General features: G+C 34.0%; 21 protein-coding genes and 1 pseudogene. 19 read left to right on the forward strand and 3 right to left on the reverse strand.

The annotated features are described in order from the left end of the window. Nucleotides 1-443 precede the first annotated feature (443 nt). Entirely contained in the window at nt 444-896 is a 453-nt protein-coding gene (locus JOC59_RS00765) for a Fur family transcriptional regulator (RefSeq protein WP_205142892.1), read from the reverse strand. A gap of 163 nt (nt 897-1,059) precedes the next feature. Here JOC59_RS00765 and JOC59_RS00770 point away from each other — a divergent pair, with 163 nt between their 5' ends. From JOC59_RS00770 to JOC59_RS00785, 4 genes are all read left to right on the forward strand, one after another. Beyond that, entirely contained in the window at nt 1,060-1,728 is a 669-nt protein-coding gene (locus JOC59_RS00770; RefSeq protein WP_205143040.1) for a VIT1/CCC1 transporter family protein, read from the forward strand. A 15-nt stretch (nt 1,729-1,743) separates the two neighbouring features. After that, on the forward strand, nt 1,744-2,424 hold the full coding sequence (locus JOC59_RS00775; RefSeq protein WP_205142893.1) for a VIT1/CCC1 transporter family protein: 681 nt from the start codon (nt 1,744-1,746) through the stop codon (nt 2,422-2,424). Nucleotides 2,425-2,591: 167 nt separating this feature from the next. Continuing rightward, nucleotides 2,592-3,959, forward strand: a complete 1,368-nt coding sequence (locus JOC59_RS00780; RefSeq protein WP_205142894.1) for an Nramp family divalent metal transporter — start codon at nt 2,592-2,594, stop codon at nt 3,957-3,959. A 22-nt stretch (nt 3,960-3,981) separates the two neighbouring features. Next, a complete protein-coding gene (locus JOC59_RS00785; RefSeq protein WP_205142895.1) occupies nt 3,982-4,428 on the forward strand; it encodes a universal stress protein in 447 nt (148 codons plus the stop codon). A 34-nt stretch (nt 4,429-4,462) separates the two neighbouring features. Here JOC59_RS00785 and rnhC read toward each other — a convergent pair whose 3' ends face one another. Beyond that, a complete protein-coding gene (gene rnhC / locus JOC59_RS00790) occupies nt 4,463-5,395 on the reverse strand; it encodes a ribonuclease HIII (RefSeq protein WP_205142896.1) in 933 nt (310 codons plus the stop codon). A gap of 152 nt (nt 5,396-5,547) precedes the next feature. Between rnhC and JOC59_RS00795 the strand changes: the two genes are divergently transcribed. The 4 genes from JOC59_RS00795 (at nt 5,548) to JOC59_RS00810 (ending at nt 9,338) form a co-directional block, all read left to right on the forward strand. Next, nucleotides 5,548-5,811, forward strand: a complete 264-nt coding sequence (locus JOC59_RS00795; protein WP_205142897.1) for a cell division protein ZapA — start codon at nt 5,548-5,550, stop codon at nt 5,809-5,811. A 12-nt stretch (nt 5,812-5,823) separates the two neighbouring features. Continuing rightward, the gene (locus JOC59_RS00800; RefSeq protein WP_205142898.1) at nt 5,824-6,363 is read left to right on the forward strand and encodes a CvpA family protein; all 540 of its coding nucleotides are present in this window, start codon (nt 5,824-5,826) and stop codon (nt 6,361-6,363) included. A 20-nt stretch (nt 6,364-6,383) separates the two neighbouring features. Continuing rightward, on the forward strand, nt 6,384-8,762 hold the full coding sequence (locus JOC59_RS00805; RefSeq protein WP_205142899.1) for an endonuclease MutS2: 2,379 nt from the start codon (nt 6,384-6,386) through the stop codon (nt 8,760-8,762). Nucleotides 8,763-8,894: 132 nt separating this feature from the next. Continuing rightward, nucleotides 8,895-9,338 carry a GatB/YqeY domain-containing protein gene (locus JOC59_RS00810; protein WP_205142900.1) on the forward strand — a complete coding sequence of 148 codons (444 nt, stop codon included), beginning with the start codon at nt 8,895-8,897 and terminating at the stop codon, nt 9,336-9,338. A gap of 5 nt (nt 9,339-9,343) precedes the next feature. Here the strand turns inward: JOC59_RS00810 and JOC59_RS00815 are convergent. After that, nucleotides 9,344-9,558, reverse strand: a pseudogene (locus JOC59_RS00815) (hypothetical protein); the annotation flags it as partial. Between the two features lie 261 nt (nt 9,559-9,819). On the opposite strand from JOC59_RS00815, the gene rsgA reads away from it, so the two are divergent. The 11 genes from rsgA (at nt 9,820) to smc (ending at nt 22,757) form a co-directional block, all read left to right on the forward strand. After that, entirely contained in the window at nt 9,820-10,731 is a 912-nt protein-coding gene (gene rsgA / locus JOC59_RS00820; RefSeq protein ID WP_205142901.1) for a ribosome small subunit-dependent GTPase A, read from the forward strand. Nucleotides 10,732-10,743: 12 nt separating this feature from the next. Continuing rightward, nucleotides 10,744-11,400: a ribulose-phosphate 3-epimerase gene (rpe, locus tag JOC59_RS00825; protein ID WP_205142902.1), complete on the forward strand. Its 657-nt coding sequence runs from the start codon at nt 10,744-10,746 to the stop codon at nt 11,398-11,400. Nucleotides 11,401-11,479: 79 nt separating this feature from the next. Beyond that, a complete protein-coding gene (locus JOC59_RS00830; protein WP_205142903.1) occupies nt 11,480-12,139 on the forward strand; it encodes a thiamine diphosphokinase in 660 nt (219 codons plus the stop codon). Nucleotides 12,140-12,318: 179 nt separating this feature from the next. Further along, nucleotides 12,319-12,519 (forward strand): 50S ribosomal protein L28, encoded by a 201-nt coding sequence (rpmB, locus tag JOC59_RS00835; protein WP_205142904.1) that lies wholly within the window; start codon nt 12,319-12,321, stop codon nt 12,517-12,519. A 183-nt stretch (nt 12,520-12,702) separates the two neighbouring features. After that, the gene (locus JOC59_RS00840; protein WP_205142905.1) at nt 12,703-13,065 is read left to right on the forward strand and encodes an Asp23/Gls24 family envelope stress response protein; all 363 of its coding nucleotides are present in this window, start codon (nt 12,703-12,705) and stop codon (nt 13,063-13,065) included. Between the two features lie 30 nt (nt 13,066-13,095). Further along, nucleotides 13,096-14,778 carry a DAK2 domain-containing protein gene (locus JOC59_RS00845; RefSeq protein ID WP_205142906.1) on the forward strand — a complete coding sequence of 561 codons (1,683 nt, stop codon included), beginning with the start codon at nt 13,096-13,098 and terminating at the stop codon, nt 14,776-14,778. A 135-nt stretch (nt 14,779-14,913) separates the two neighbouring features. Next, entirely contained in the window at nt 14,914-16,953 is a 2,040-nt protein-coding gene (recG, locus tag JOC59_RS00850; protein ID WP_205142907.1) for an ATP-dependent DNA helicase RecG, read from the forward strand. A gap of 17 nt (nt 16,954-16,970) precedes the next feature. Beyond that, the gene (gene plsX, locus JOC59_RS00855) at nt 16,971-17,999 is read left to right on the forward strand and encodes a phosphate acyltransferase PlsX (RefSeq protein WP_205142908.1); all 1,029 of its coding nucleotides are present in this window, start codon (nt 16,971-16,973) and stop codon (nt 17,997-17,999) included. Nucleotides 18,000-18,013: 14 nt separating this feature from the next. Beyond that, nucleotides 18,014-18,262, forward strand: a complete 249-nt coding sequence (gene acpP / locus JOC59_RS00860) for an acyl carrier protein (protein ID WP_205142909.1) — start codon at nt 18,014-18,016, stop codon at nt 18,260-18,262. 236 nt (nt 18,263-18,498) lie between these two features. Then, nucleotides 18,499-19,200, forward strand: coding sequence for a ribonuclease III (gene rnc / locus JOC59_RS00865; RefSeq protein ID WP_205142910.1), 702 nt, complete (start codon nt 18,499-18,501; stop codon nt 19,198-19,200). Nucleotides 19,201-19,208: 8 nt separating this feature from the next. Continuing rightward, entirely contained in the window at nt 19,209-22,757 is a 3,549-nt protein-coding gene (gene smc / locus JOC59_RS00870; RefSeq protein WP_205142911.1) for a chromosome segregation protein SMC, read from the forward strand. Nucleotides 22,758-22,767 lie beyond the last annotated feature (10 nt).

Consider the following 22,767-nt stretch of genomic DNA (forward strand, 5'->3'; position numbering starts at 1 on the left):
AAGTATTATCGATTTTTAAATTTGGGTCTTTTAATGCGAGTGATATTTTGAGATAATTATCCATGGAGATTTCCTTTCTGCTTGGTGGTGGTGGGGTATCTCTTTTTTTACACTTTTTTTTAAAAAATGCAAGAAAAAAAGATACCGATTAACATGACGACGTCATGTCTATCAGTACCAAAAAGTGTAGAGCTAACAAAATCTTGTGCCAGCTACGCTAACAAAATTGGAACAGCTTAAAATAAAAAATTCCAGATGGAAATGAGATTCATTTTCATCTGGAATTTTTATTTAAGAGGTAGTTATGGCATAAACCTTTCTTATGAATCAGGTAAAGGCCTCATCTTTAGAGTAATTATTGCCTAAACAAGTTACACTGAGAATGTTTATCTCAAAATGCTATGCAATAATCTGTCTAAAAGTAAGTTTCCCGATTAATCACGCTAATTTTTCTTTATATTTAGAAGAATTTGGCAATCTGGACATAAGCCATAAATTTCCATTAAACTATGACTAATTTTATAACCAGTCTTTTGATGAGCATCATCCTCAACTGTGGTAAAAGAGTAATCAAAGACATCCTCAATTTTACCGCAGTTTGTACAAATAACATGATAATGTGGGTGAGCAAAGTAATCAAAGTGCTGTTTTTCATCTGGTGCTGCGATTTCAATCACTAAGTTATTTTTAACTAATAATTCTAATGTATTGTAAACAGTAGCTAAGCTAATTGTACTATCTTGTTGCTTAATATCGTTAAAAATAATTTCTGCAGTCGGATGGTTTCGTTTTAAAATTAAGTATTGGAGGATAAGTTTACGTTGTGGTGTAATACGAAGCCCAATTGTTCTCAAATAATCTAGGGCATCCTCAATTGTCGAATTTGTTACCGTCATTAAAACCTCCTAAAAGATAAATTGTTCCTTGCAGTTTGTTAAAAAAATGATACACTAAAAATAGGCTATTTAGAATAATTCTAAATAAGAGATTAAGGGTACTGTTGCTATTATAACTCAGGGAGGAAGAAAGGTGAAAGAAACAGTAGAAATAACTAAAAAAATGACGTTAGCTCAAAAAATAAATATTCTACGAGCTAGTGTAATGGGTGCAAATGATGGGATATTATCAGTTGCGGCAATTGTTATTGGTGTTGCTGGAGCAACTACGAATAATTTTGCGATATTTATTGCAGGAATTGCTGGTATGATAGCTGGTACGGTATCAATGGCAATGGGGGAATATGTTTCAGTTAATGCGCAAAAGGATGCACAAGAAGCAGCTATTGCTAATGAACAAAATGCATTAGAAAAAGATTACCAACAAGAATTTGATTATATTATTAAGCAGTTTAGTGAACAGGGTATTTCAGCAAACTTAGCTAATAAAGCGGCGAGTGAAATGTTAGCGGATAATCCATTAAAAGTACTAGTTAGAGAACGTTATGGATTTGAATTAGGTGAGTATACTAGCCCGTATGCCGCTGCAGTGTCATCGATGATTTCGTTTCCACTAGGATCAATTTTACCGTTATTAGCAATTACTTTGGTACCAGAGAATTTTAAGATTCGCGCGACGATAATAGCAGTAACAATTGCCTTGATTATTACTGGATACAGTGCTGCTAAATTAGGGGATGCTAGTATTAAAAAAGGTATTCTAAGAAATGTTATTTCAGGTTTATTAACAATGATAGTAACTTATTTTATTGGTACATTATTTGCAAGATAAGGAGCTGATTGAACGATGCAAGTTAAAAAGAAGAAAAATATGGAACAGGAACTAAATGCGATTCGAGCTGGGGTCCTCGGTTCAAATGATGGAATTTTAACCGTAGTTGGGGTGCTTTTTAGTGTTGCCGCAGCTACTAATAATCAATTTACAATTTTGATAGCTGGTTTAGCAGATTTATTTGCATGTGCTTTTTCAATGGCATCTGGAGAGTACGCGTCAGTGAGCTCACAAAGTGATACTGAGAAAGCTGCTGTTGAAAATGCACGACGTGATTTAAAAAATAACTATCAACAACAATTAGTATTAGTTCAAAACTATTATGTAGATAAAGGAGTTACACAACAGACAGCATTAGCAATAGCGCAAGAATTAATGGTAAAGAATCCGCTAAAAATTTTAGTAAATGTGAAATATGATATTGAGTTAGATGAATATATGAATCCTTGGGAGGCAGCTTTTGCTTCATTATTTTCAGCTGGTTTGGGTGGTATTTTTCCGTTATTAGCAATGACATTTTTACCTACTAATTTAAAGTTTGTGGGAACGATTATTGTGACCGCATTTGCAGTAGGGTTAACTGGTTATTTAAGTGCTAAATTAGGAAAAGGATTGGTCAAAAAAGCAATTATTAGAAATATTATTATTGGTTTGATTACAATTGCAATTCACTATGGTATTGGCCAATTATTTTAATATCAACCAACTGCTAAAACGTGAAGGTTGGCTTTATGCTTAATTCTCTGTATAATGAATATGTTCTAATTGTGATTAGAGAATATTTTTTAAGATTAATTTTGTAATCAAATTTATAAAAATTAGCTAAAGGTTAAGATTATTAGTCTTTTACCAGGGAGAAAATAATGGCAGAAGAAGTAAAAAAACAGCATAACAGGGCAAATATTGAAGGAGCTAGTTTGGAAGAGGTAAACGGGACTGTTGAAGTACCACAAAATGCTGGCTTTTGGCGTACCTTGTGGGCTTTTAGCGGACCAGGAGCCCTAGTGGCTGTTGGGTATATGGATCCGGGTAATTGGATTACCTCAATTGTTGGAGGTGCCCAGTATCGTTACCTACTACTTTCAGTTGTGGTGATTTCAGGTATTATTGCAATGATTATGCAATATATGGCCGCCAAACTAGGAATTGTTACGCGTATGGATTTGGCGCAGGCGATTAGAGATCATACCAATAAACCGATTGGTTTCGTTTTATGGATTATGACAGAATTAGCAATTATGGCAACAGATATTGCTGAAGTAATTGGTGGTGCTATTGCGTTGCAATTATTATTTGGCATTCCATTAACTGTAGGTGTGATGTTAACTATCCTTGATGTATTTTTGTTGTTATTACTTACAAAACTAGGTTTTAGAAAAATTGAAGCAATCGTTATTACATTAATTTTATCTATCTTAGGTATTTTTATGTATTTAGTAATTCTTTCAAAGCCAAGTTTTTCAGGAATTGTCAGTGGTTTAGTACCGCATGCTTCAATATTAAAGCATGATCAGTTAACATTGGCTTTAGGTATTATTGGTGCAACCGTTATGCCACATAATTTATATTTACATTCCTCAATTTCACAAACACGTGACATTAATCATGATGATCCTGTTGAAATAAAGAATGCATTAAAATTTACAACATGGGATTCTAATATCCAGTTGATTGGAGCAACATTTATTAATGCTTTATTGTTAATTTTAGGAGCTGCTCTCTTTTTTGGGTATGGCGATCAGCTACAAGCATTTGGTGATTTATATCGTGCACTTAGTGATAATAATATCGCTAAAGGTATTGCATCGCCAGTTTTATCAACATTATTTGCTGTTGCTTTATTGGCTTCAGGCCAAAATTCGACGATTACAGGCACATTAACTGGGCAAATTATTATGGAAGGATTTATTCATTTAAAGATTCCAATGTGGGCACGTCGATTGATTACACGGTTAATCGCAGTTGTGCCAGTAATGATTGCGGCGTTGGTTTGGGGGAGTACTGAGGGTGCTTTGGATCAATTATTAGTGTATTCACAAGTATTTTTATCGATTGCATTACCATTTACGATGATTCCATTAATTTGGTTTACGGATTCTGAAAAATTAATGGGGGAACACAAAAATCCTAAATGGATTAGTATTATTGCGTGGCTATCAGCTATATTTTTAACAGTATTAAATGTTCAGTTAGTTGTTAATATTGTAAAACAATTTATTGCACTATTTTAATAATTAAAAGAGGTAAAAATTAATGACATTTGCATACAAGTTACCAAAACATAAAAATATATTGGTGGGTGTTGATGATTCAGCTGATGCCCAATTAGCATTTTTAAATGCGGTTAGCCATGCATTAGAGGATGACTCTTTATTGCATATAGTGACAGTGTTAGAATCAGACTCATTAAATGTTTTTCAAGCACTTGATAAAACGATGTTGCAAGAAAAACGAGCTACGTTAGAAAAAAGACTACAAGATTATCAAAAACAAGCACAAGATGCTGGTGTGAAGGAAGTGCATATTGTATTAGCTCAAGGAGAACCCGGTGAAACAATTGTCAAAGATGTGATTCCAAAAGTTCAACCAGATATGGTTGTTGTCGGTGCGGCAGCTAAGACTGGCCTTGGTAAATTAATGGGTAGTCAAGCTGGGTATGTGGCAAAATATTCCCCAGTTACAGTATTAGTAGTACGATAGTTTTTAAATAAGTAACACTAAAAAAGCGGAAAAATTAGTAGTGATTGTCTAATTTTTCCGCTTTTTTAGTGTTAGCAAAATGAAGTTTAGCATAATTTGTTAGGTCAATGTTTTGCTGGAGTAAACGAGCAGCCACTTGATCTACGTTAGAACCAGCACCAATTGGTAACTTAATATTTACTTCTAAACTCAAGTCATGGAGTGTTTTCAACTCGATGTAGCGCGCAATTAGTGAAGCGGTTGCAACTGCAATATGAGCTTGTTCACCACGAACTATAAAGTGTACATTTTCGTTGATAATTAATTTCTGTTGCCTTAAGTAACGCCAATAAGTTTGTGGTCGCGTAAATTGATCGATTAAAATCAACTCAGGTTGAATTGGTTTGATTTTATCTAAAAGCTTAATTAGTGCAAAATTATGGCCTAAGGCTTTAATCGCATTAGCATTATAATTTTTGTTAAGTTCATTATATTTTTTTGGTAAAATATTAACCACATGGTATGGAATTTTTTCAATTATTTTGGGAACTAAGGTCATTATCTGATGATCAGTGAGCTTTTTTGAATCCATCACACCCATTTGGGTTAACCATTGAATATTTTGGGTCTCAACATACGCGGAAGCAACTGTTAAGGGACCAAAATAGGCCCCAGTACCTACTTCATCAGAACCAATAATAGACATTTGGGATAGGTTATTAGGTAAACGATTAGCTACAATTGCTTTTTTATTAGAAGAAGTGGTATTTAAATGATGTGAATCTTGAATTGTCATATCCCAACGCGTGGCCTCTATCAGTTCATTTTTTCCCTGAAACATAACCTTACCTGATTTTTTGTAAACAGTTACAATTACATCAAAAGATTTGCTACGTAATATGGCCCCAGCTGGGAGCGTCATATTGTTAGGATAAGTTGCTAATATTTGTTTTAATGTATCCATTGAGGGTGTTATAACAATTGCCATATATATCTACTTTCCTGAAAAATTTATTAAGGTAATTATGTAGTTCTTATTTTAACAAATAAATAGTATGGGTTACTAGTAAATGTTAGTTATAATGTAATATAGACAGAGCCAATAAATAGCTCTACGAGATTAAGAAGGGTGTCAATAGAATGACAGAAGAAAAAAGACGATATCGTGCTAAATTAGGTGATCGAGAATTTACCATTGTTGGTAAAAGTAGTGTTGCACATATGGAAGCAGTGGTAAAAATTTTAAATGAACAGTTAAATCAAATTGAAAAATTAGCACCTAAACTTTCAAAACAAGATCAAGCTTTATTATTGGCATTTAATGCAATTTCAGATCAATTAAAAAAGCAAGTTGAGTTAGATACGATGCTTGATGAAATGACTCGACCTAAGGATAATGAATAATAAGGAGTTTAAATGATATTAGAAACAATTTTGATATTAATATTAGTATGGGCTTTTATTAATGGTTATCGGCAAGGCTTATTAAATACGTTAGCACGTTTAATAGGATATGCTTTTTTAGCAGTGATTGCGATGTTATTAGCACATCCATTAGGCACAATTATTACGAATTTTATTACATCTACTAGTACGACATATCGGCCCAATGTACCTAGTGTACTATTGAATCGTGGTAGTCAATTTTTGGGTTCTGGCTTAGCATTTATCATAATTTATGCCATTGGTGGTTATGTTATTCACACGCTACTAGGTGGTTTAAAATTTATTAAGAAAATTCCTGTTGTAAGCACGTTTAATGCGATTTTGGGTGGGATGATAAACTTAGCATTTACGTATATAATTTTGTTTTTCATTTTACAGTTTCTTTCGGTATTAAATATTGAGTGGCTACATCAACAGTTTTTACAAGCACCGATAATTGAAACACTTTTAGATAAAACACCAATAATTTCAAATAAAATTTATCAATGGTGGTTAAAGCAAAGTTTTTAGTGGAACACTAAGGAGAAAAAATGAATAATAAGGTTTTAGAAACGCTTGAATACAGTAAAGTAAAACACATGTTGCAACCTTTTTTGACTTCAATTGCTGGTCAAAAGGAAATGGAGCGGTTACAACCAACTAGTGATAGGCATTTAATGGCCAAACAGTTAGCAGATACTAATGATGCGGTAGAAATTTATCGTGTGAAAGGTGGCATTATTCTACCACAATTGGTAGATATCACACCACATATGAAAAGATTGGAAATGCAAGCAGCATTGAGTGGCACTGAGTTAGCACAAGTTAGTAAGATTTTACAGGCAGCTGCAAGTATAGTTAATTTTTTTGAAGAATTAGCTGATAGTAAAGAATTACAGTTAGAACGATTACCAGAGCTGGTTGCTAAAATTGTAACAATGCCAAAATTAACGCAAAAAATAGCAATCGCTATCGAAACCGATGGACGTATTACGGATGAAGCATCATCGGAGCTAAAACAAATTAGGCAAAAGATTAGGCTAACTGAGCAAACAATTCGTGAGAAAATGCAAGCATATACACGGGGAAAGACAGCAGATTTTTTAACAGAAACACTTATTACAATGCGAAATGAACGTTACGTTATTCCCGTTAAGGCTGAATATCGGAATAAATTTGGTGGTGTAGTTCATGACCAATCACAAACAGGGCAGACGTTGTATATCGAGCCACAGGCTGTTGTTGATATGAATAACCGATTACGTCAAGCACAGGTAGCACAATTGCATGAAGAGCAACGTATTTTATTAGAGCTATCTAATTTATTACGGCCAGAAGCAGCAGCAATTTTAAACAATGCCAATATTTTAGGAAGATTAGATTTTATTAATGCAAAAGCAAGGCTAGCATATCAACTAAAAGCTAGCCGACCAGAGATTAGTGATAAAAATTATGTTAATTTGCGGCAAGCACGACATCCTTTGATTGATGCTAAAAAGGTGGTAGCAAATGATATCGTGATTGGTGAAGATTATCAAGCAATTATTATTACTGGACCTAACACAGGTGGTAAAACAATTACGATTAAAACATTAGCTTTAATTCAAATTATGGCACAATCTGGATTGTTTATTCCAGCTGATGAATATTCGGTTGTGGGGGTTTTTGATGAAATATATGCAGACATTGGTGATGAACAATCAATAGAACAGTCATTGTCAACATTTAGCTCACATATGGTTAATATTATTGATATTATTAAAAAAACGGATGAAAGCTCATTGGTAATCGTTGATGAATTGGGAGCAGGAACTGATCCACAAGAAGGAGCAGCACTAGCAGTTGCAATTTTAGATGCCATTGGTGCTAAGGGGAGTTATGTGGTAGCAACCACACACTATCCTGAATTAAAAGCATATGGCTTTAATCGTGCTAAAACAATTAATGCATCAATGGAGTTTGATGTTGATTCATTACAACCAACCTATCGTTTTATGATGGGAATCCCTGGCCAATCAAATGCGTTTGAAATTTCAAAAAGATTGGGAATGAGTACCGCCATTATTAATGAAGCTCAAGCTTTAACTAAGCAAGATTCACAAGACCTAAATGAAATGATTAAAGATTTGGTTTATCAACGAAAAATGGCAACTGATTACGCAGTAGATTTGAAGCAAAGATTGGCTAAGGTTACTCAAGAACAATCGCAACTAGAAGATAAGCTGGTTAAATTTGAAAAAACTAAAGAGCATACATTAGGTGAAGCTAAAAAAGAAGCTAATCATATTGTGGCGGAGACCCGAAAAAAAGCTGATAAAATTATTACTGATTTACGAAAAAAGCAAATAAATGCTGAACATCAAATAATTAAGGAGCATGAGTTAATAGATGCTAAGGGGGCAATTAATAGTTTAGAGCAAGATACTAGGATTAAAAAAAATCGAGTTTTAGCGCGAGAAAAACGTAAACATGAGTTTAAAGAAAATGATGATGTTTTGGTAAAGTCGTATGGACAACAAGGTGTTTTACTACGTAAACATGGGGATGATGCTTGGGAGGTTCAAATGGGGCTTTTGAAGATGGTTGTTGAAGTTAGTGATTTAGAGAAGCAAAATTTACCTAAAACTACTAAAAATAAAATAACATCAAGGCAACGAACGACAGTTAAAGCAAATTCACGACAAAGAATTAGTGCATCTCTTGATTTACGTGGAAAACGGTATGAAACAGCAATGGCAGAAGTTGATCGGTATATTGATAGTGCGGTACTTAGTAACTTGGGCACAATTGAAATAATTCACGGAAAAGGGACCGGTGCATTGCGGAAAGGGGTTCAAGAATTATTACGCTCACACCCGCGTGTAAAAACGTATAATTATGCTAATGCGAATGCTGGTGGTGATGGGGCAACCATTGTAACCTTAAAATAAGCCGATTAATCCTCGAATAAAGTAATACACCATTTACGATATTTGGTTAATGGTTGTCCTTTTAAAGAGGCTTGCGTAGTAATAATGTTTAAGCTAAACTGAGATTATCAATTAAACTAAGAGGTGAATAAAATGACTACTCTGACACAACTTACTGAAGATATGAAAACAGCTATGAAGGCTCGGGATAAAGCTACGCTCACAACAGTGCGGATGCTTAAATCAGCTATTCAAAATGAACAAATTAAAGTGGGCCATGATTTGGATGAAGCGGAAGAATTAACAGTTATTTCACGAGAAATGAAGCAAAGAAAAGATTCATTGGCTGAATTTAAAGCAGCAAATCGTGATGATTTAGTGCAACAACTTAGCGGTGAAATTGAAGTAGTAAGTAAATACATGCCTAAACAAATGAGTAATGAAGAAATCAAAGCAGTTGTGGCAACGACAATTAATGAAGTTGGGGCAACTGATAAAAGTGATTTTGGTAAAGTGATGGGAGCTTTGATGCCAAAGGTTAAAGGTAAAGCTGACGGTAAAGTAGTAAATGAAACTGTGAAGGCGCTCTTAGACTAAAAAAGTTAAGGAAGTATGCTTAGTTTGAAGTGGCCCCCAAAATATTGGCTGAAATTTTCACTAGTGTTCTGGGTTGTAAAAAATCGGTATTCAATCATTTATAGCCCAACTTTGTTTTAATTTTTGAAAAGTTATAATCATCAATCCAAACCGATATTTGTGAAACTAGCGTTTCATAATTATCGGTTTCTTTTTGATAGAAAGCTTCAGTTTTCATAAGAAGCCTTATTCGTTTTCATACAACTTAAAAATATTCATTTTAAATGAGTCATCAAATGTTTTATTAGTCGATATATATAGACAAAGGCTTTATAACGTTGAAATCATGAGCTAACTATTAATTTTAAACGCTTGATAATATAGTTTTTGTTAATTAATAATTTAAGGTATTTCATTAGCAGCTAGCAGACTTTTGTGGCTATCTATTAAAATATCAGTTAGAATATAGGCAACTAGATAATTATAGTAAGGAGAATAGTATTTGAAAACAGGACAAATTCGACAACTTTTAGCCGGCTTTTATGATGTTGTTACCGATGACGGAAAAATATATCGGACTCGTGCTAGAGGAAATTTCAGAAAAAAGGGAATATCACCGCTAGTTGGTGATATTGTTGATTTTCAAGATGATAATCAAGATGAAGGATATATTTTGGCAGTTCATAAACGGACTAATAGTTTAGTACGGCCACCAGTAGCTAATATTGATTTGGCGATTATGGTAACCGCGGCAGTTGAACCTGATTTTTCGGATAATTTATTGGATCGTCAGCTAGTTGCAGTGGAAGAAATGCGAATAAAACCGATTATATATTTTACTAAAACTGATTTACTTTCGGCCGAGCAGTTTTTAAAGTTAGAAGCAATTGCGAGTGGCTATCGAGCTATTGGTTATCCCACTTTTATCCCAAAAGAAGCTTTTTCGGTTGAGAGTTTGACTGCATTAAGTTCTGAGTTTACTGGTAATTTATCAGTTTTTATGGGACAAACTGGTGCGGGTAAAAGTACACTATTAAATCATATTCTACCAGAATTAGCGTTAGCGACTGGTGAAATTTCACAGGCACTTAATCGTGGTAAACATACAACACGAATGGTTGGACTACATGAGATTAATGGTGGGCTTGTAGCTGACACACCAGGTTTTTCATCATATGAGGTTTTTAATATGCCGGCGCAAGAGTTAACACAGTTTTTTCCAGAATTTTGGCAAGCCAGTGAGGCATGTCGTTTTAGAGGATGTGTGCATATTAATGAACCAGGTTGTGTGGTTAAAGCCAAAGTTGATAGCGGCGAATTTATGAAAACGCGGTATAATAATTATTGTGATTTCTATAATTTGATTATTAATCAGAAACCAGATTATCGGAAAATCAAAAAAGTAAAAAAATAAGGAGATTTACTAATGGCTATTAAAGTTGCCCCATCTGTCTTAGCGGCAGATTATATGAATTTACAAAAAGATGTGGAAATTGTATCTAATGCTGGTGCGGAATATTTACATATTGATGTTATGGATGGTCAATTTGTCCCAGATATTGCTTATGGTGCTGGTTGGGTAAAAGGTTTTAAAAAGATCACTGATATGGTTTTAGATGTTCATTTGATGGTTCAAAATCCAGAACGTTTTATTGAAGAATTTGCAAATGCAGGTTCTGATATTATAGGGGTACACTATGAGGCCACCCCACATATTCATCGTGCGTTACAAATGATTAAAAATGCCGGTGTGAAAGCCGAAGTGGTTATTAACCCAGGGACTGCCGTCGAATTAATTAAACCAGTCTTACATATGGTTGATCAAGTATTGGTTATGACAGTTAATCCTGGTTTTGGTGGTCAAAAATTTTTACCCGAAACAGTTGAGAAAATTAAGGAATTAGCTGAACTAAAATCAGAACTAGGTTTAGAGTTTGATATTGAAATTGATGGTGGGGTTAATAATGAAACAGTTAAAGCAGCTTATGAAGCTGGTGCTACTGTTGCTGTTGCAGGCTCATATTTATTTGATAAAGTTGATCCAGTTGCAAAGGTCAATGCATTAAAGGAAGCAACAAAATAGGATAAGATAAAATAGAAAGGAAAGAGGTACTTATTAAAAACAAAAATGATGTGATAATATGCCTCTTTTTGACTAATATATGAAATCTTTAAATATTTTACTAGGCGGTCCAATCGAATTATTACCAGATAAAATCTTTGAAAAACTACATGATAATCTTTGGTTAGGTGTTGACCGAGGTGCTTTAAGATTATTAAAACACGGAATTTATCCCCAAATTGCAGTGGGGGATTTTGACTCCGTTTCAACTATGGAGCACGCTGAAATTTTGACACAACTACGAGATATTCGGCAAGTTAAACCTGAAAAAGATGAAACTGATTTTGAATTAGCTTTAAAAATTGCACTAGCTAAATTTTCATTTGAGGAATTACATGTGTATGGGGCAACAGGTGGTCGTTTAGATCATTTTTTATCTAACATTTGGGTGTTAACACAAACTAAATTTACTTCTTTAATCGGTAAAATAAAATTTTATGACCGAGGAAATACATTAAGTTTTTATTTACCTGGGGAACACAGTATCCAAAAGGAAACTGATAAAAGATATCTAGGATTTATGAATTTGACACCGGTTAGTGGCTTAACATTAATTGATGAAAAGTATCACCTAAAAAATTGGCATTCTAATGTACCATTTTCATGGTCATCAAATGAGTTTGTGGGGACAACTAATCACTTTAAGTTTGAGACAGGAATTATTTTAGTGATTCAATCAAAAGATACTCAAAAAATATAGTAATGTAACTTAAATTACGATAGTAAAAGTTGATATTACTGATAGTTTTTATTAAATTACCTGTAAAGTTATTTTACTTTACACTTTTGTATTGCAATGTTGGCGTGGTTTTGGTAATATGTTTGAGTAATGAAATTTTAATTTCGAAAATCGATAGATAGACAGGAGGGTTATTCAAAATGGCAAAAGATGCAATTACTGGCAAGCACACTAGCTTTGGTAACCAACGTTCACACGCCCTTAACTCAAGTCGTCGTAGCTGGAAGCCAAACTTACAAAAGGTTAATGTCCGTATAAACGGAGCAGCACCTAAGAAGGTTTATCTTTCTGCACGTACACTAAAGGCGGGCTTGAAAAACGGTTCAATTGAACGTGTTTAAGCAAGTTACAATTTAGTCACCGATATGGTGGCTTTTTTGTTTTACAAATATCGATATATAGTATAGTGAGCTTATTAGTGGAAAATCGTAATTTATGGTAAAATTAAAAAGTCCACTAGAATTATATAAAAAATAAGTAAATATTAAGCAGCATAGTAATTAACTAAACGTGGAGGATTTCTAATGGCTGTAAAGATTAAATCGCAACATGGAACAATTGATATAACTAATGCCGTGATTGCAACTGTTGTTGGAGGATCAGCAACTGAACAATATGGTGTTGTGGGAATGGCTTCGAAAAAAGGTTTTCGAGATGGGTTGAACCAAATTTTAAAGCGTGAGGATTACACACGTGGTGTCGTAGTACGTCAAGAAGAAAATGGAATTTCTGTTGATGTCTATATTGTTGTTGGATACGGTACAAAAATTTCTGAAGTCTCAAAAAGTGTGCAATCTAAAGTTAAGTATAACTTGAATGCAATGTTAGGGATTGACGCAAATGAAGTGAATGTTATTGTACAAGGAGTGCGAGTATTAGCTGACTAATATTCGTTTACCCTCTAGGAGGATAAGAGTTTGGAAGTTGTAACGAAGATTACGAATGTTGAATTCGGGTCAATGGTTAATGCAGCCGCACATAAATTAACCGAAAATGCCGAAAAAATAAATAAATTAAATGTTTTTCCAGTACCAGATGGTGACACAGGAACAAACATGTCATTATCAATGAACAGTGGTGCTCAATATGAACGTGATTCGTTGGATACATCCATTGGTTCGTTAGCACAAGCAACAGCTAAGGGATTATTAATGGGAGCTCGTGGAAATTCAGGGGTCATTTTATCACAAATTTTTAGAGGCTTTGCGAAAAGTGTTGAGAATAAAGATACTTTATCAGCACGTGATTTAGCAGATGCCTTGATGGGTGGAGCTGAAACTGCTTATAAGGCGGTTATGAAGCCTACTGAAGGAACTATTTTAACAGTTATTAGAGAAGCCGCTAGTGCAGCTAATAAAAGTGCTAATAAGACCTATGATGTAATTGCAGTAATGGATAAAACGGTCATAGCTGCGCAAAAAGCGTTAGCATCGACGCCTGATTTATTGCCAGTTTTAAAAGAGGTCGGGGTGGTTGATTCAGGTGGACAAGGATTAGTTTTTGTCTTACAAGCTTTTTATGAAGCATTATCTGGAAAAATAGCTGAAAGTGATATGCATATTCCTGATAATGCTGAGCTTGAAGAAATGGTTCAAAACTTACATGCAGGAGCACAAGCACAACTAGATCCAACAGATATTCAATATGGCTATTGTACGGAAGTGATGGTTCAAATTGGTAAGGGTACTACGTTTTCAAAACAATTTAACTATGATGAATTTTATGATTATTTAGCAAAATTAGGTGATTCATTATTAGTAATTAATGATGATGAGATTGTTAAGGTACACGTTCATACTGAAAATCCTGGGGCAGTAATTAGTTGGGGCACTGAATATGGTTCATTAGTTAAAGTTAAAGTTGATAATATGCGTGATCAACAACAAGCTGTAATAGATGCTCAAAGAAGTGAAGATGCGCAAACCAATGATACAAAAGAAGTACCAGAAACTGCGGTTTTAGCAGTAACGGCAGGGGCTGGAATTGCTAAACTATATTTAGCATCAGGAGCAACGGCCATTATTGATGGTGGTCAAACAAATAATCCGTCAACGGCAGATATTGTTGCGGCAATAGAAAAAAGTGGTGCTAAAGAAGCAATAATATTACCAAACAACGGAAATATTTTTATGGCAGCTACTCAAGCTGCTGAAATTGCGCAAATTCCAGTTGCAGTTGTTCATACAAAGACAATTCAACAAGGAATTACTGCTCTGTTTGCCTTTAATCCAGATAATGATTTAACTACTAATGTAACAGCGATGGAAGAAAACAAATCATTGGTGGTTTCTGGCCAAGTAACCACAGCTGTTAGGGATACAACTATTGATGGTTTAGAAATTCACCAAGGGGATTACATTGGTATTATCGATGGTAAGCTAAAAATTGCAGCTGCTGACCTACAAGCTGCTAGTATTCAAGTATTGGAAAAAATGTTAAATGAAGATTCTGAAATTGTAACGATTTTATATGGAGAAACAGCTAATGAACTTGATGCACAAACATTAGCAGATGCTATTTCCGAAATTGATGCTGATTTAGAAATTGAAATTCATCAAGGTGGTCAGCCCGTATATCCATTTTTAATTTCAGTTGAGTAGGCTGTTTTATAGTTACTACATTGTAATGGACAAACTTGAATGAAGTTTAATATGAAAAGGGATTGTGATGTAATTTAACTTATATCATAATCCCTTTTGTCTAGCTAAGTCGTTATAAATTGGAAAGGAGCTACTATGGAAAATAGCGGATTAACAACTAATATTAATGAATTAGATGGTGTTGGGCCTAAACGGTTAAGCGCATTAAATAATTTAGGAATTTTTAATGTTGGTGATTTGTTAGAATACTTTCCCTTTAGATATGATGATATGCAAACTCGAATACCATCAACAACTAAAGATGGTGAGAAAGTGACATTTAGCGGCATTGTCTCATCTGAACCAGTGCTAACACGTTTTGGGTATAAGAAAACGCGCTTAAACTTTAATGTCTTAATTGGTCATGAAAATATTAAAGTAACTTTTTTTAATCAGCCATGGTTACAAAAAGAAATTAAACGTGAGGATCCAATTGCAGTATATGGTGTATATGATGCTAATCGTGCAAGTTTAGCTGGTATCAAAGTATTAACGACTCAAGTAGATGGTTTAAATGGTATCTATCCAACGTCTAAAGCGATTAAGGCAAAAACTATTCAGGACTTGATTGAGCAAGCCTTTGCGAAATATAGCGATCAAATTACAAATCTAATTCCAGCAATAATTCAAACAAAATATCGACTAGTCGATCGGCGAACAATGATTCATGATATGCATTTTCCACAATCGAGCATGGCAGTTAGTAAAGCCAAAAGAACAGCTGCGTTTGAAGAATTTTTTATTTTTCAAGTTAATTTACAATTAATTAAGTTAACAAAAACTAAAAAAAATGGACGTATAATTAACTATGATAATTTAGCAGTAAAAGATTTTATTGCTAAGCTACCATTTGAATTAACAACAGCACAAAAGAAAGTTGTTAATGAAATTGCGTATGATTTAAAGCGACCAATTCATATGAACCGGCTTTTACAAGGTGACGTTGGCTCTGGGAAAACAGTTGTAGCGGTAATTGAAGCATATGCTACAATCACCGCAAATATGCAAGTTGCAATTATGGCGCCAACAGAAATTTTAGCACAACAACACGCGAAAAGTTTTGGTAATTTTTTTGCTAAAAGTAATGATATTCGCGTTGAATTATTAACGAGTGCAACTAAAACAAAAGAACGACGTCAAATATTAGCAGATTTATTAACTGGTGAAATTGATGTCATTATAGGGACACATGCTTTAATTCAAAATGATATCGAATTCCATAATCTTGGTTTAGCTATTATTGATGAGCAACATCGTTTTGGGGTAAAGCAACGAGCAATATTACGGGAAAAGGGAATGAATCCTGATATCTTAGCAATGACAGCGACGCCAATTCCTAGAACATTAGCAATAACGGCATATGGGGAAATGGATGTATCATTAATTGATGAATTACCTGCTGGCCGGCAACCTATTAAAACTAAATGGTTAAAAAATGAAGATTTTGAGCAAGCCATTGAATTTATGCGGACGCAAATAAATAAGGGCGCACAAGCTTATATTGTGGCACCACTTATTGAAGAATCAGAAAACTTAGATGTACAAAACGCAACGGCAATTTATGAAAATTTAAACGCATACTTAGCGCCTAAAATTAAAGTTGGTTTATTACATGGGCGCATGAAAAATAGTGAAAAAGAGCATGTAATGGCAGAATTTAAGGCAAATATGTTTCAGGTCTTAGTAGCAACAACGGTAATTGAGGTGGGTGTTGATGTCCCAAATGCAACCGTTATGTTGATTTTAGATGCTGATCGTTTTGGGTTAGCACAATTGCATCAATTACGGGGAAGAGTTGGACGTGGTGCCAAGCAGTCTTACACTTTGTTATTAGCTGATCCCAAAAGCCAATATGGAAAGCAACGGATGGCTATCATGACAGAAACAACCAATGGGTTTGTGTTGGCTCAAAAGGATTTAGAATTGCGTGGGCAAGGCGATATTTTGGGTAATAAGCAATCGGGCATACCTGATTTTAGAATTGGTGATCCAATTGCAGATTTAAAAATGATGGAAATTGCCCAGCAAGAAGCTATTCAACTAATCGATACGCCTAATTGGGATAGTGTTAAAAGTAATCAAGCTTTGGTACAATATTTATCAGAACGAATGGCACGTTATCGAAATTTAGATTAATGATTGTGAGGAAAAATATGAAAATCGCAGTAGATGCTATGGGTGGTGATTATGCCCCACTTGAAATCGTTAAGGGTGTTGAACAAGCTCGTGATAAATTTAAAGATCTTGAATTTATTTTGTATGGGGTACAAGAAAAAATTAATGACATATTAAATAATTCAGAGCGAATTACCGTTATTCATACTGACGTGATGATTGAAATGGGTGAAGAACCCGTACGAGCAATTCGTCGCAAAAAGGATGCATCAATGGTGCTCGCCGCGACGGCAGTAAAAAATGGACAAGCAGATGCTTTTTTTTCAGCAGGCAATACTGGTGCAATTTTAGCAGCTGGGATTTTTATTATTGGTCGTATTAAAGGAATTGAAAGGCCAGGATTAGCTACGGTATTACCAACCGTTGAAGGCGAACATAGTAACTTTGTTATGATGGATATGGGAGCAAATGCTGAATCAAAAGCATCACACTTGTATCAATATGGTTTTTTAGGTGATTTTTACGCAGAAAAAGTTATGGGATATAAAACGCCTCGTGTTGGGTTGTTGAACTTAGGAACAGAGGAAGATAAAGGTGATGCTGTTCATAAAGAAGCTTGGCAGCTATTAAATGCAAGCAACAAACTTAATTTTATAGGAAATGTTGAGGCTCGAGAATTACTTAATGGTGCAGCTGATGTTGTAATTACAGATGGTTCAAATGGCAATACAGCATTAAAAGCGATTGAAGGAACTGCTTTAACCATGTTAAAATTAATTAAGACAAGTATCTTATCTGCTGGGATTAAAGGAAAACTAGGAGCACTATTATTAAAAGATTCGTTACGCGGAATGCGTGATCGATTGGATTATACTAAAGCTGGTGGGGCCGTTTTATTAGGTGTAAAAGCCCCTGTTGTTAAAACTCATGGCTCAGCGAAAGCCCAAGAAGTAGCAAATACATTTATGCAAATAAGAACGATGTTAGTGGCTGAGCTCATACCAGCAATTCAAGAATATATTGAGCAAAATAGTGATGAATTAAGAACATCAAATGATAATGAATAGGGGTTAGGAACCAAATGACAAAAGAAGATATTTATAATACAATTGCTAGTTCAATTACTGAACAGTTTAACCTAAAAGCAAGCGATATTAAACCAGAACTAAATTTTTTGAAAGACATTGATGCTGACTCAATCGATTTTGTAGAGTTGGTTCTAGATTTAGAAGATCACTTTGAAATTGAAATTCCAGATGAAGATGCTGAAAAGCTAGTCACGCTTCAAAATACAGTTGATTATATTGCTGAAAAAAAACAAGTTGACTAAAAATATCATTAAAAAAAGTATTGCTAAAAGTCGTGATTGATTCATTTGAATTGACCACGGCTTTTAGGTGTAGGCATCATTATTCAATAAAATAGGCAGAAGCCATATTTTTTAGGCCGTTATCATTTTTTAAATGGTATAATTTATATTATCTATGGAAACTATTGTCTAATTGAGAGTGGGCTAAAGTTAGTAAGATGATAAAAAAGGACGTTAGTAAGTAAGAGGTAAAATATTTGTTAAAAAAATTACAAAGAGAATTAAAGGAAAGATTTAAAATTGAATTTAGCCAACCAAAGCTGTTACTAGAAGCATTTACGCAAGGTAATTATTTAAATGAACATCCTACCTTTAAAGGACGTGATTATCAACGACTTGAGTTCTTAGGTGATTCGGTTATGCAACTAGCAACTGCTGATTATTTATATCGTCACTATCCAAATTGGGATGAAGGGCAGTTAACTGAACTGAGAATTACAATGGTACAAACTCGTTCGTTTGCTGCTTTAGCACGTGAACTAAAATTTAATGAATATATTTTGCTGGGTCATGGTGAAGAAATAAGTGGTGCACGTAATCGTGATTCATTACTTGAAGATGTATGGGAAGCATTCATAGGAGCATTGTATCTTGACCAAGGCCAAGCAAAAGTAGAGATCTTTTTAAGCCAACAAATGTTTGCCAAAATAGAGACTGGCTTTTATGATCAATTTGTAGATTATAAAACTAAGCTACAGGAATTATTGCAAAAAAAAGGTAGTGTAATAATTAAATATCAAAAGTTAAGTGAAACAATTAAGCAATCCGATAATAAACAAGTATTTAAAATAGCAGTTGAATATAACGAAAATGTTTTAGGAATTGGCGAGGGGACATCTATTAAAAATGCTGAAAAAGCAGCAGCACGAGTTGCATATCAAAAATTAACACAAAAGTAGGATAACTAATGAAGCTCAAATCTTTGGAAATCAGTGGATTTAAATCATTTGCTGATAAAACAAAAATTGAATTTAAGCCAGGAATGACAGGTATTGTCGGACCAAATGGTGTTGGTAAGTCTAATATTATTGAAGCGCTTCGTTGGGCGATGGGAGAACAGTCAGCAAAGGGGCTTCGTGGCGAAAAGATGCAAGATGTTATCTTTGGGGGAACAGATAAGCGAAATCCTCTCAATCGAGCTGAAGTTTCAGTCGTTTTTGATAATACTGATCATTACTTAAAAGCTAATTGGTCAGAAATTAAAATAACTCGTAAATTGTATCGTACGGGTGAATCACTTTATCAATTAAATGGTCAAGATGCTCGCTTACGCGATATTATTGATTTGTTTATGGATACAGGGTTGGGTAAAGAAAGTTTTTCAATTATTTCACAAGGTCGCGTAGAAGAAATTTTTAATTCTAAACCAAGTGACCGGCGTGCCATTGTTGAAGAAGTAGCTGGTGTTTACAAGTATAAACAAAATAAAGAACGTGCTGAAAAAGAACTCAAGCAAACTCAAGCAAATTTAGAACGTATTCAAGACATCTTCATGGAAGTTAGTCAACGAATTGAACCACTCGAACAACAAGCAACTATTGCTAAAGATTATTTGCAACAAAAAGAACAGTTTGAACAATTAGATAAGATTTACGTAGCAACTGATATTTTAAATGCCAAGCAAGAATTAAAAGACGTACAACAAACATTACAGCGGATAAATAGTGAAAGCACTGCTAAGCAAATTGAAATTGAAAAAGTAAAATTTGATTTAAAAAATCAAAAAGAAATTTTAGTACAAACTCAGAGAACTAAAGAGCAACAACAACAACAGTATTTTGAATATAGCCAGCAAATTGAAAGATTACATGGATTACAGAACGTTAATGCACAACGGGATGAAAACCAACATGAAACTCAACAGCAGTTACAAGAACAACTTAAAGAAGCAAAGGACCAATTGAAAAATAAGCGCATTATAATTGACGATAATCAAAATAAAATTAATGATTTAACAGATAGTATTGCTAATTTGACTAATGAAATTGCAACGTTAACAAGCCAAACACCGGCGACACGTATCACAATGTTAAACGAAAATTTATCCCAACGGCAAAGTGAATATGTTGAATTAATAAAACAACAGGCAACTTTATTGGCTAAAAAAGAAGAATTAAGTAAGGTAGCCAATTTTTCACAAACAGATACAAAAGATGCTTTCGATCAATTAGCAATCCTAGGACCCAAAATAATACTAAATAAAAAGCAGCTGGGAGAGCTATCATTAAAGATACAGGATGTTATCAATGAAAATACACAAATCGAAGCACAATTAGCTGTGTTAAAAAACAATATTAAGAATAATACCCAACAAGAATATGAGTTGAGAAATAGTTGGTATGATGGACTAGCTATAATGAAACAAGCACAAGTACGTTTAGAGGCACTAAAACAATTAGACGATGATTATAGTGACTTTTTTCAAGGTGTTAAAAATTTATTAAACAAGCGAGATAAATTTGCAAATTTAATTGGACCAGTTGCAGAGGTTATTAAAGTTGATTCAAAGTATAGTAAAGCAATTGAAACTAGTCTAGGGCCTACACTACAACATATCTTAGTAGAAGATGATGTTAGTGCAACCAAAATTGTTAAATATTTAACCCATAATCGTTTAGGAAGAGTAACCTTATTACCTTTAAATGTTATTCAAGGGCGGAGTTTGAGTGATAGTCAATTACAAAAATTGCAAACAACACCAGGATTTATTGCGGTTGCTAATCAACTTGTCGTGACCCAACAAGAATATCAAAAAGTTATTGATAATTTGTTAGGAACAACGCTAATTGCTACTGATATTGAAACAGCTTTAATAATTGCTCAGGTGATAAATTATCGGTCAAAAGTAGTTACATTGGACGGTCAAGTAATTAATTCGGGTGGAGCAATTACTGGTGGTAGACAACGGAATGAACAAACAGGGTTATTGGCCCAAAAAGCAGAAGTAGTAAGACTAGCAGATGCTTTAAAAACAATGAAATTTGAATCAGCTAAGCGTGAAGAAAAATTAAGTAGGTTAACAAGCCAAAATAAGGAACAGCAAATTGAGTTAGCAAAATTACAGAGCAATTTTGTTAAGCGACAAGCATATCAAAGCCAATTAGGTGCTAAAATTTCAACAAAAAAAGGGCTTCTTGAACAATTAAAATTGCAAGAGAGTGCATTAACTGAAAAAAGTGCAAGTCAAAGTGAAAATATTAAAGATTTAAAACTAATGCAATTCCAAATAAACGAAAAATTGACTAGTGTTAAAGAAAATATTATTAAAAATCAAGAAGCAGTAAATAACTTACAAACGCAATTACAGCAGTTACATGCAAATCGAGGCGCTCTTGAAGAACAGTTACAGAATAAGCGTGAAGCATTAGCAAGTGCGATGATGCAAAAAAAAGAGTTAACCAAGCAAACTGCTAATCTAAATGAGGAACAACAATTAGTAATAAATCAAATTAATAATTGGCAAGAAAAGCTAGTACTGTTAGCCAAAACAGTTGATGAGATTGCATTAACCAAAGTACAGGCTACTAAAAAGTTAGCATTAATTGTTGAAAAACAGGCAAGCACTAAAAGTGAAATTGTAAGATTAGATGCTATACTTAAGGAAGTTCGACATAGTATTGTCCAGCTTGAAAATAATTTAAGGCAGTTTGAAGCTACGTATCAAGATAAACGGGCTGCATTAATTGCTTTAAAAGGTAAGGATAAAACTTTAATTAATTTAATTAAAGAAAGAACAATGCGGTTAAGTGATGAATATCAACTGCAAGCATCTGATATTTACCTCAAGGATAATACATTAACACAATTAGAGTTACAGCAGAAGTTAAAACTTTTAAAGCTAGGCATTGATGAATTAGGTGAAGTCAATGTAAATGCAATTGGAGAGTATATACAAATCAAAGAGCGTTATGAATTTTTAAAACAACAGCAAGATGATTTATTAGTTGCTCGTAATAATTTGTTTACAACGATGCAAGAGATGGATAGTACCGTAAAAGAACGTTTTAAAATTACTTTCAAACAGATTGCTAATTCATTTGAACGAATTTTTGAACAAATGTTTGGTGGGGGTAAGGCGCAACTAAGGCTAACAGATGAACACGATTTATTAACTACAGGAATTGATATAATGGCACAGCCACCAGGTAAAAAATTTCAACAAATGTCACTTTTATCTGGTGGTGAACGCGCGTTAACAGCAATTACATTACTATTTGCAATCTTAGACGTACGACCAGTACCATTTGCCATTTTAGATGAAACTGAAGCTGCCCTTGATGATGCAAATGTTGCCCGTTTTGCACAATATTTGCATAACTTTCAAGCTAAGACTCAGTTTATTGTTATAACACATCGTAAAGGGACAATGATTAATGCGGATGTATTATATGGAATAACGATGCAGGAGTCGGGTATTTCAAAAATGGTATCAGTTGAATTAACTAATATAGAGTAGATATAAGTAG

Source organism: Periweissella beninensis (genome assembly GCF_016908275.1).
In the GTDB taxonomy this organism is placed as follows: domain Bacteria; phylum Bacillota; class Bacilli; order Lactobacillales; family Lactobacillaceae; genus Periweissella; species Periweissella beninensis.

Coding starts and splice junctions, on each gene's coding strand:
- JOC59_RS00780 (WP_205142894.1), top strand. CDS start 2,592: ATGGCAGAAGAAGTAAAAAAACAGCATAACAGGGCAAATATTGAAGGA.
- JOC59_RS00800 (WP_205142898.1), top strand. CDS start 5,824: ATGATATTAGAAACAATTTTGATATTAATATTAGTATGGGCTTTTATT.
- JOC59_RS00840 (WP_205142905.1), top strand. CDS start 12,703: ATGGCTGTAAAGATTAAATCGCAACATGGAACAATTGATATAACTAAT.
- JOC59_RS00805 (WP_205142899.1), top strand. CDS start 6,384: ATGAATAATAAGGTTTTAGAAACGCTTGAATACAGTAAAGTAAAACAC.
- JOC59_RS00775 (WP_205142893.1), top strand. CDS start 1,744: ATGCAAGTTAAAAAGAAGAAAAATATGGAACAGGAACTAAATGCGATT.
- JOC59_RS00770 (WP_205143040.1), top strand. CDS start 1,060: ATGACGTTAGCTCAAAAAATAAATATTCTACGAGCTAGTGTAATGGGT.
- JOC59_RS00795 (WP_205142897.1), top strand. CDS start 5,548: ATGACAGAAGAAAAAAGACGATATCGTGCTAAATTAGGTGATCGAGAA.
- smc (WP_205142911.1), top strand. CDS start 19,209: ATGAAGCTCAAATCTTTGGAAATCAGTGGATTTAAATCATTTGCTGAT.
- JOC59_RS00830 (WP_205142903.1), top strand. CDS start 11,480: ATGAAATCTTTAAATATTTTACTAGGCGGTCCAATCGAATTATTACCA.
- rnhC (WP_205142896.1), bottom strand. CDS start 5,395: ATGGCAATTGTTATAACACCCTCAATGGATACATTAAAACAAATATTA.
- rpe (WP_205142902.1), top strand. CDS start 10,744: ATGGCTATTAAAGTTGCCCCATCTGTCTTAGCGGCAGATTATATGAAT.
- rpmB (WP_205142904.1), top strand. CDS start 12,319: ATGGCAAAAGATGCAATTACTGGCAAGCACACTAGCTTTGGTAACCAA.
- JOC59_RS00785 (WP_205142895.1), top strand. CDS start 3,982: ATGACATTTGCATACAAGTTACCAAAACATAAAAATATATTGGTGGGT.
- plsX (WP_205142908.1), top strand. CDS start 16,971: ATGAAAATCGCAGTAGATGCTATGGGTGGTGATTATGCCCCACTTGAA.
- JOC59_RS00765 (WP_205142892.1), bottom strand. CDS start 896: ATGACGGTAACAAATTCGACAATTGAGGATGCCCTAGATTATTTGAGA.
- JOC59_RS00810 (WP_205142900.1), top strand. CDS start 8,895: ATGACTACTCTGACACAACTTACTGAAGATATGAAAACAGCTATGAAG.
- acpP (WP_205142909.1), top strand. CDS start 18,014: ATGACAAAAGAAGATATTTATAATACAATTGCTAGTTCAATTACTGAA.
- recG (WP_205142907.1), top strand. CDS start 14,914: ATGGAAAATAGCGGATTAACAACTAATATTAATGAATTAGATGGTGTT.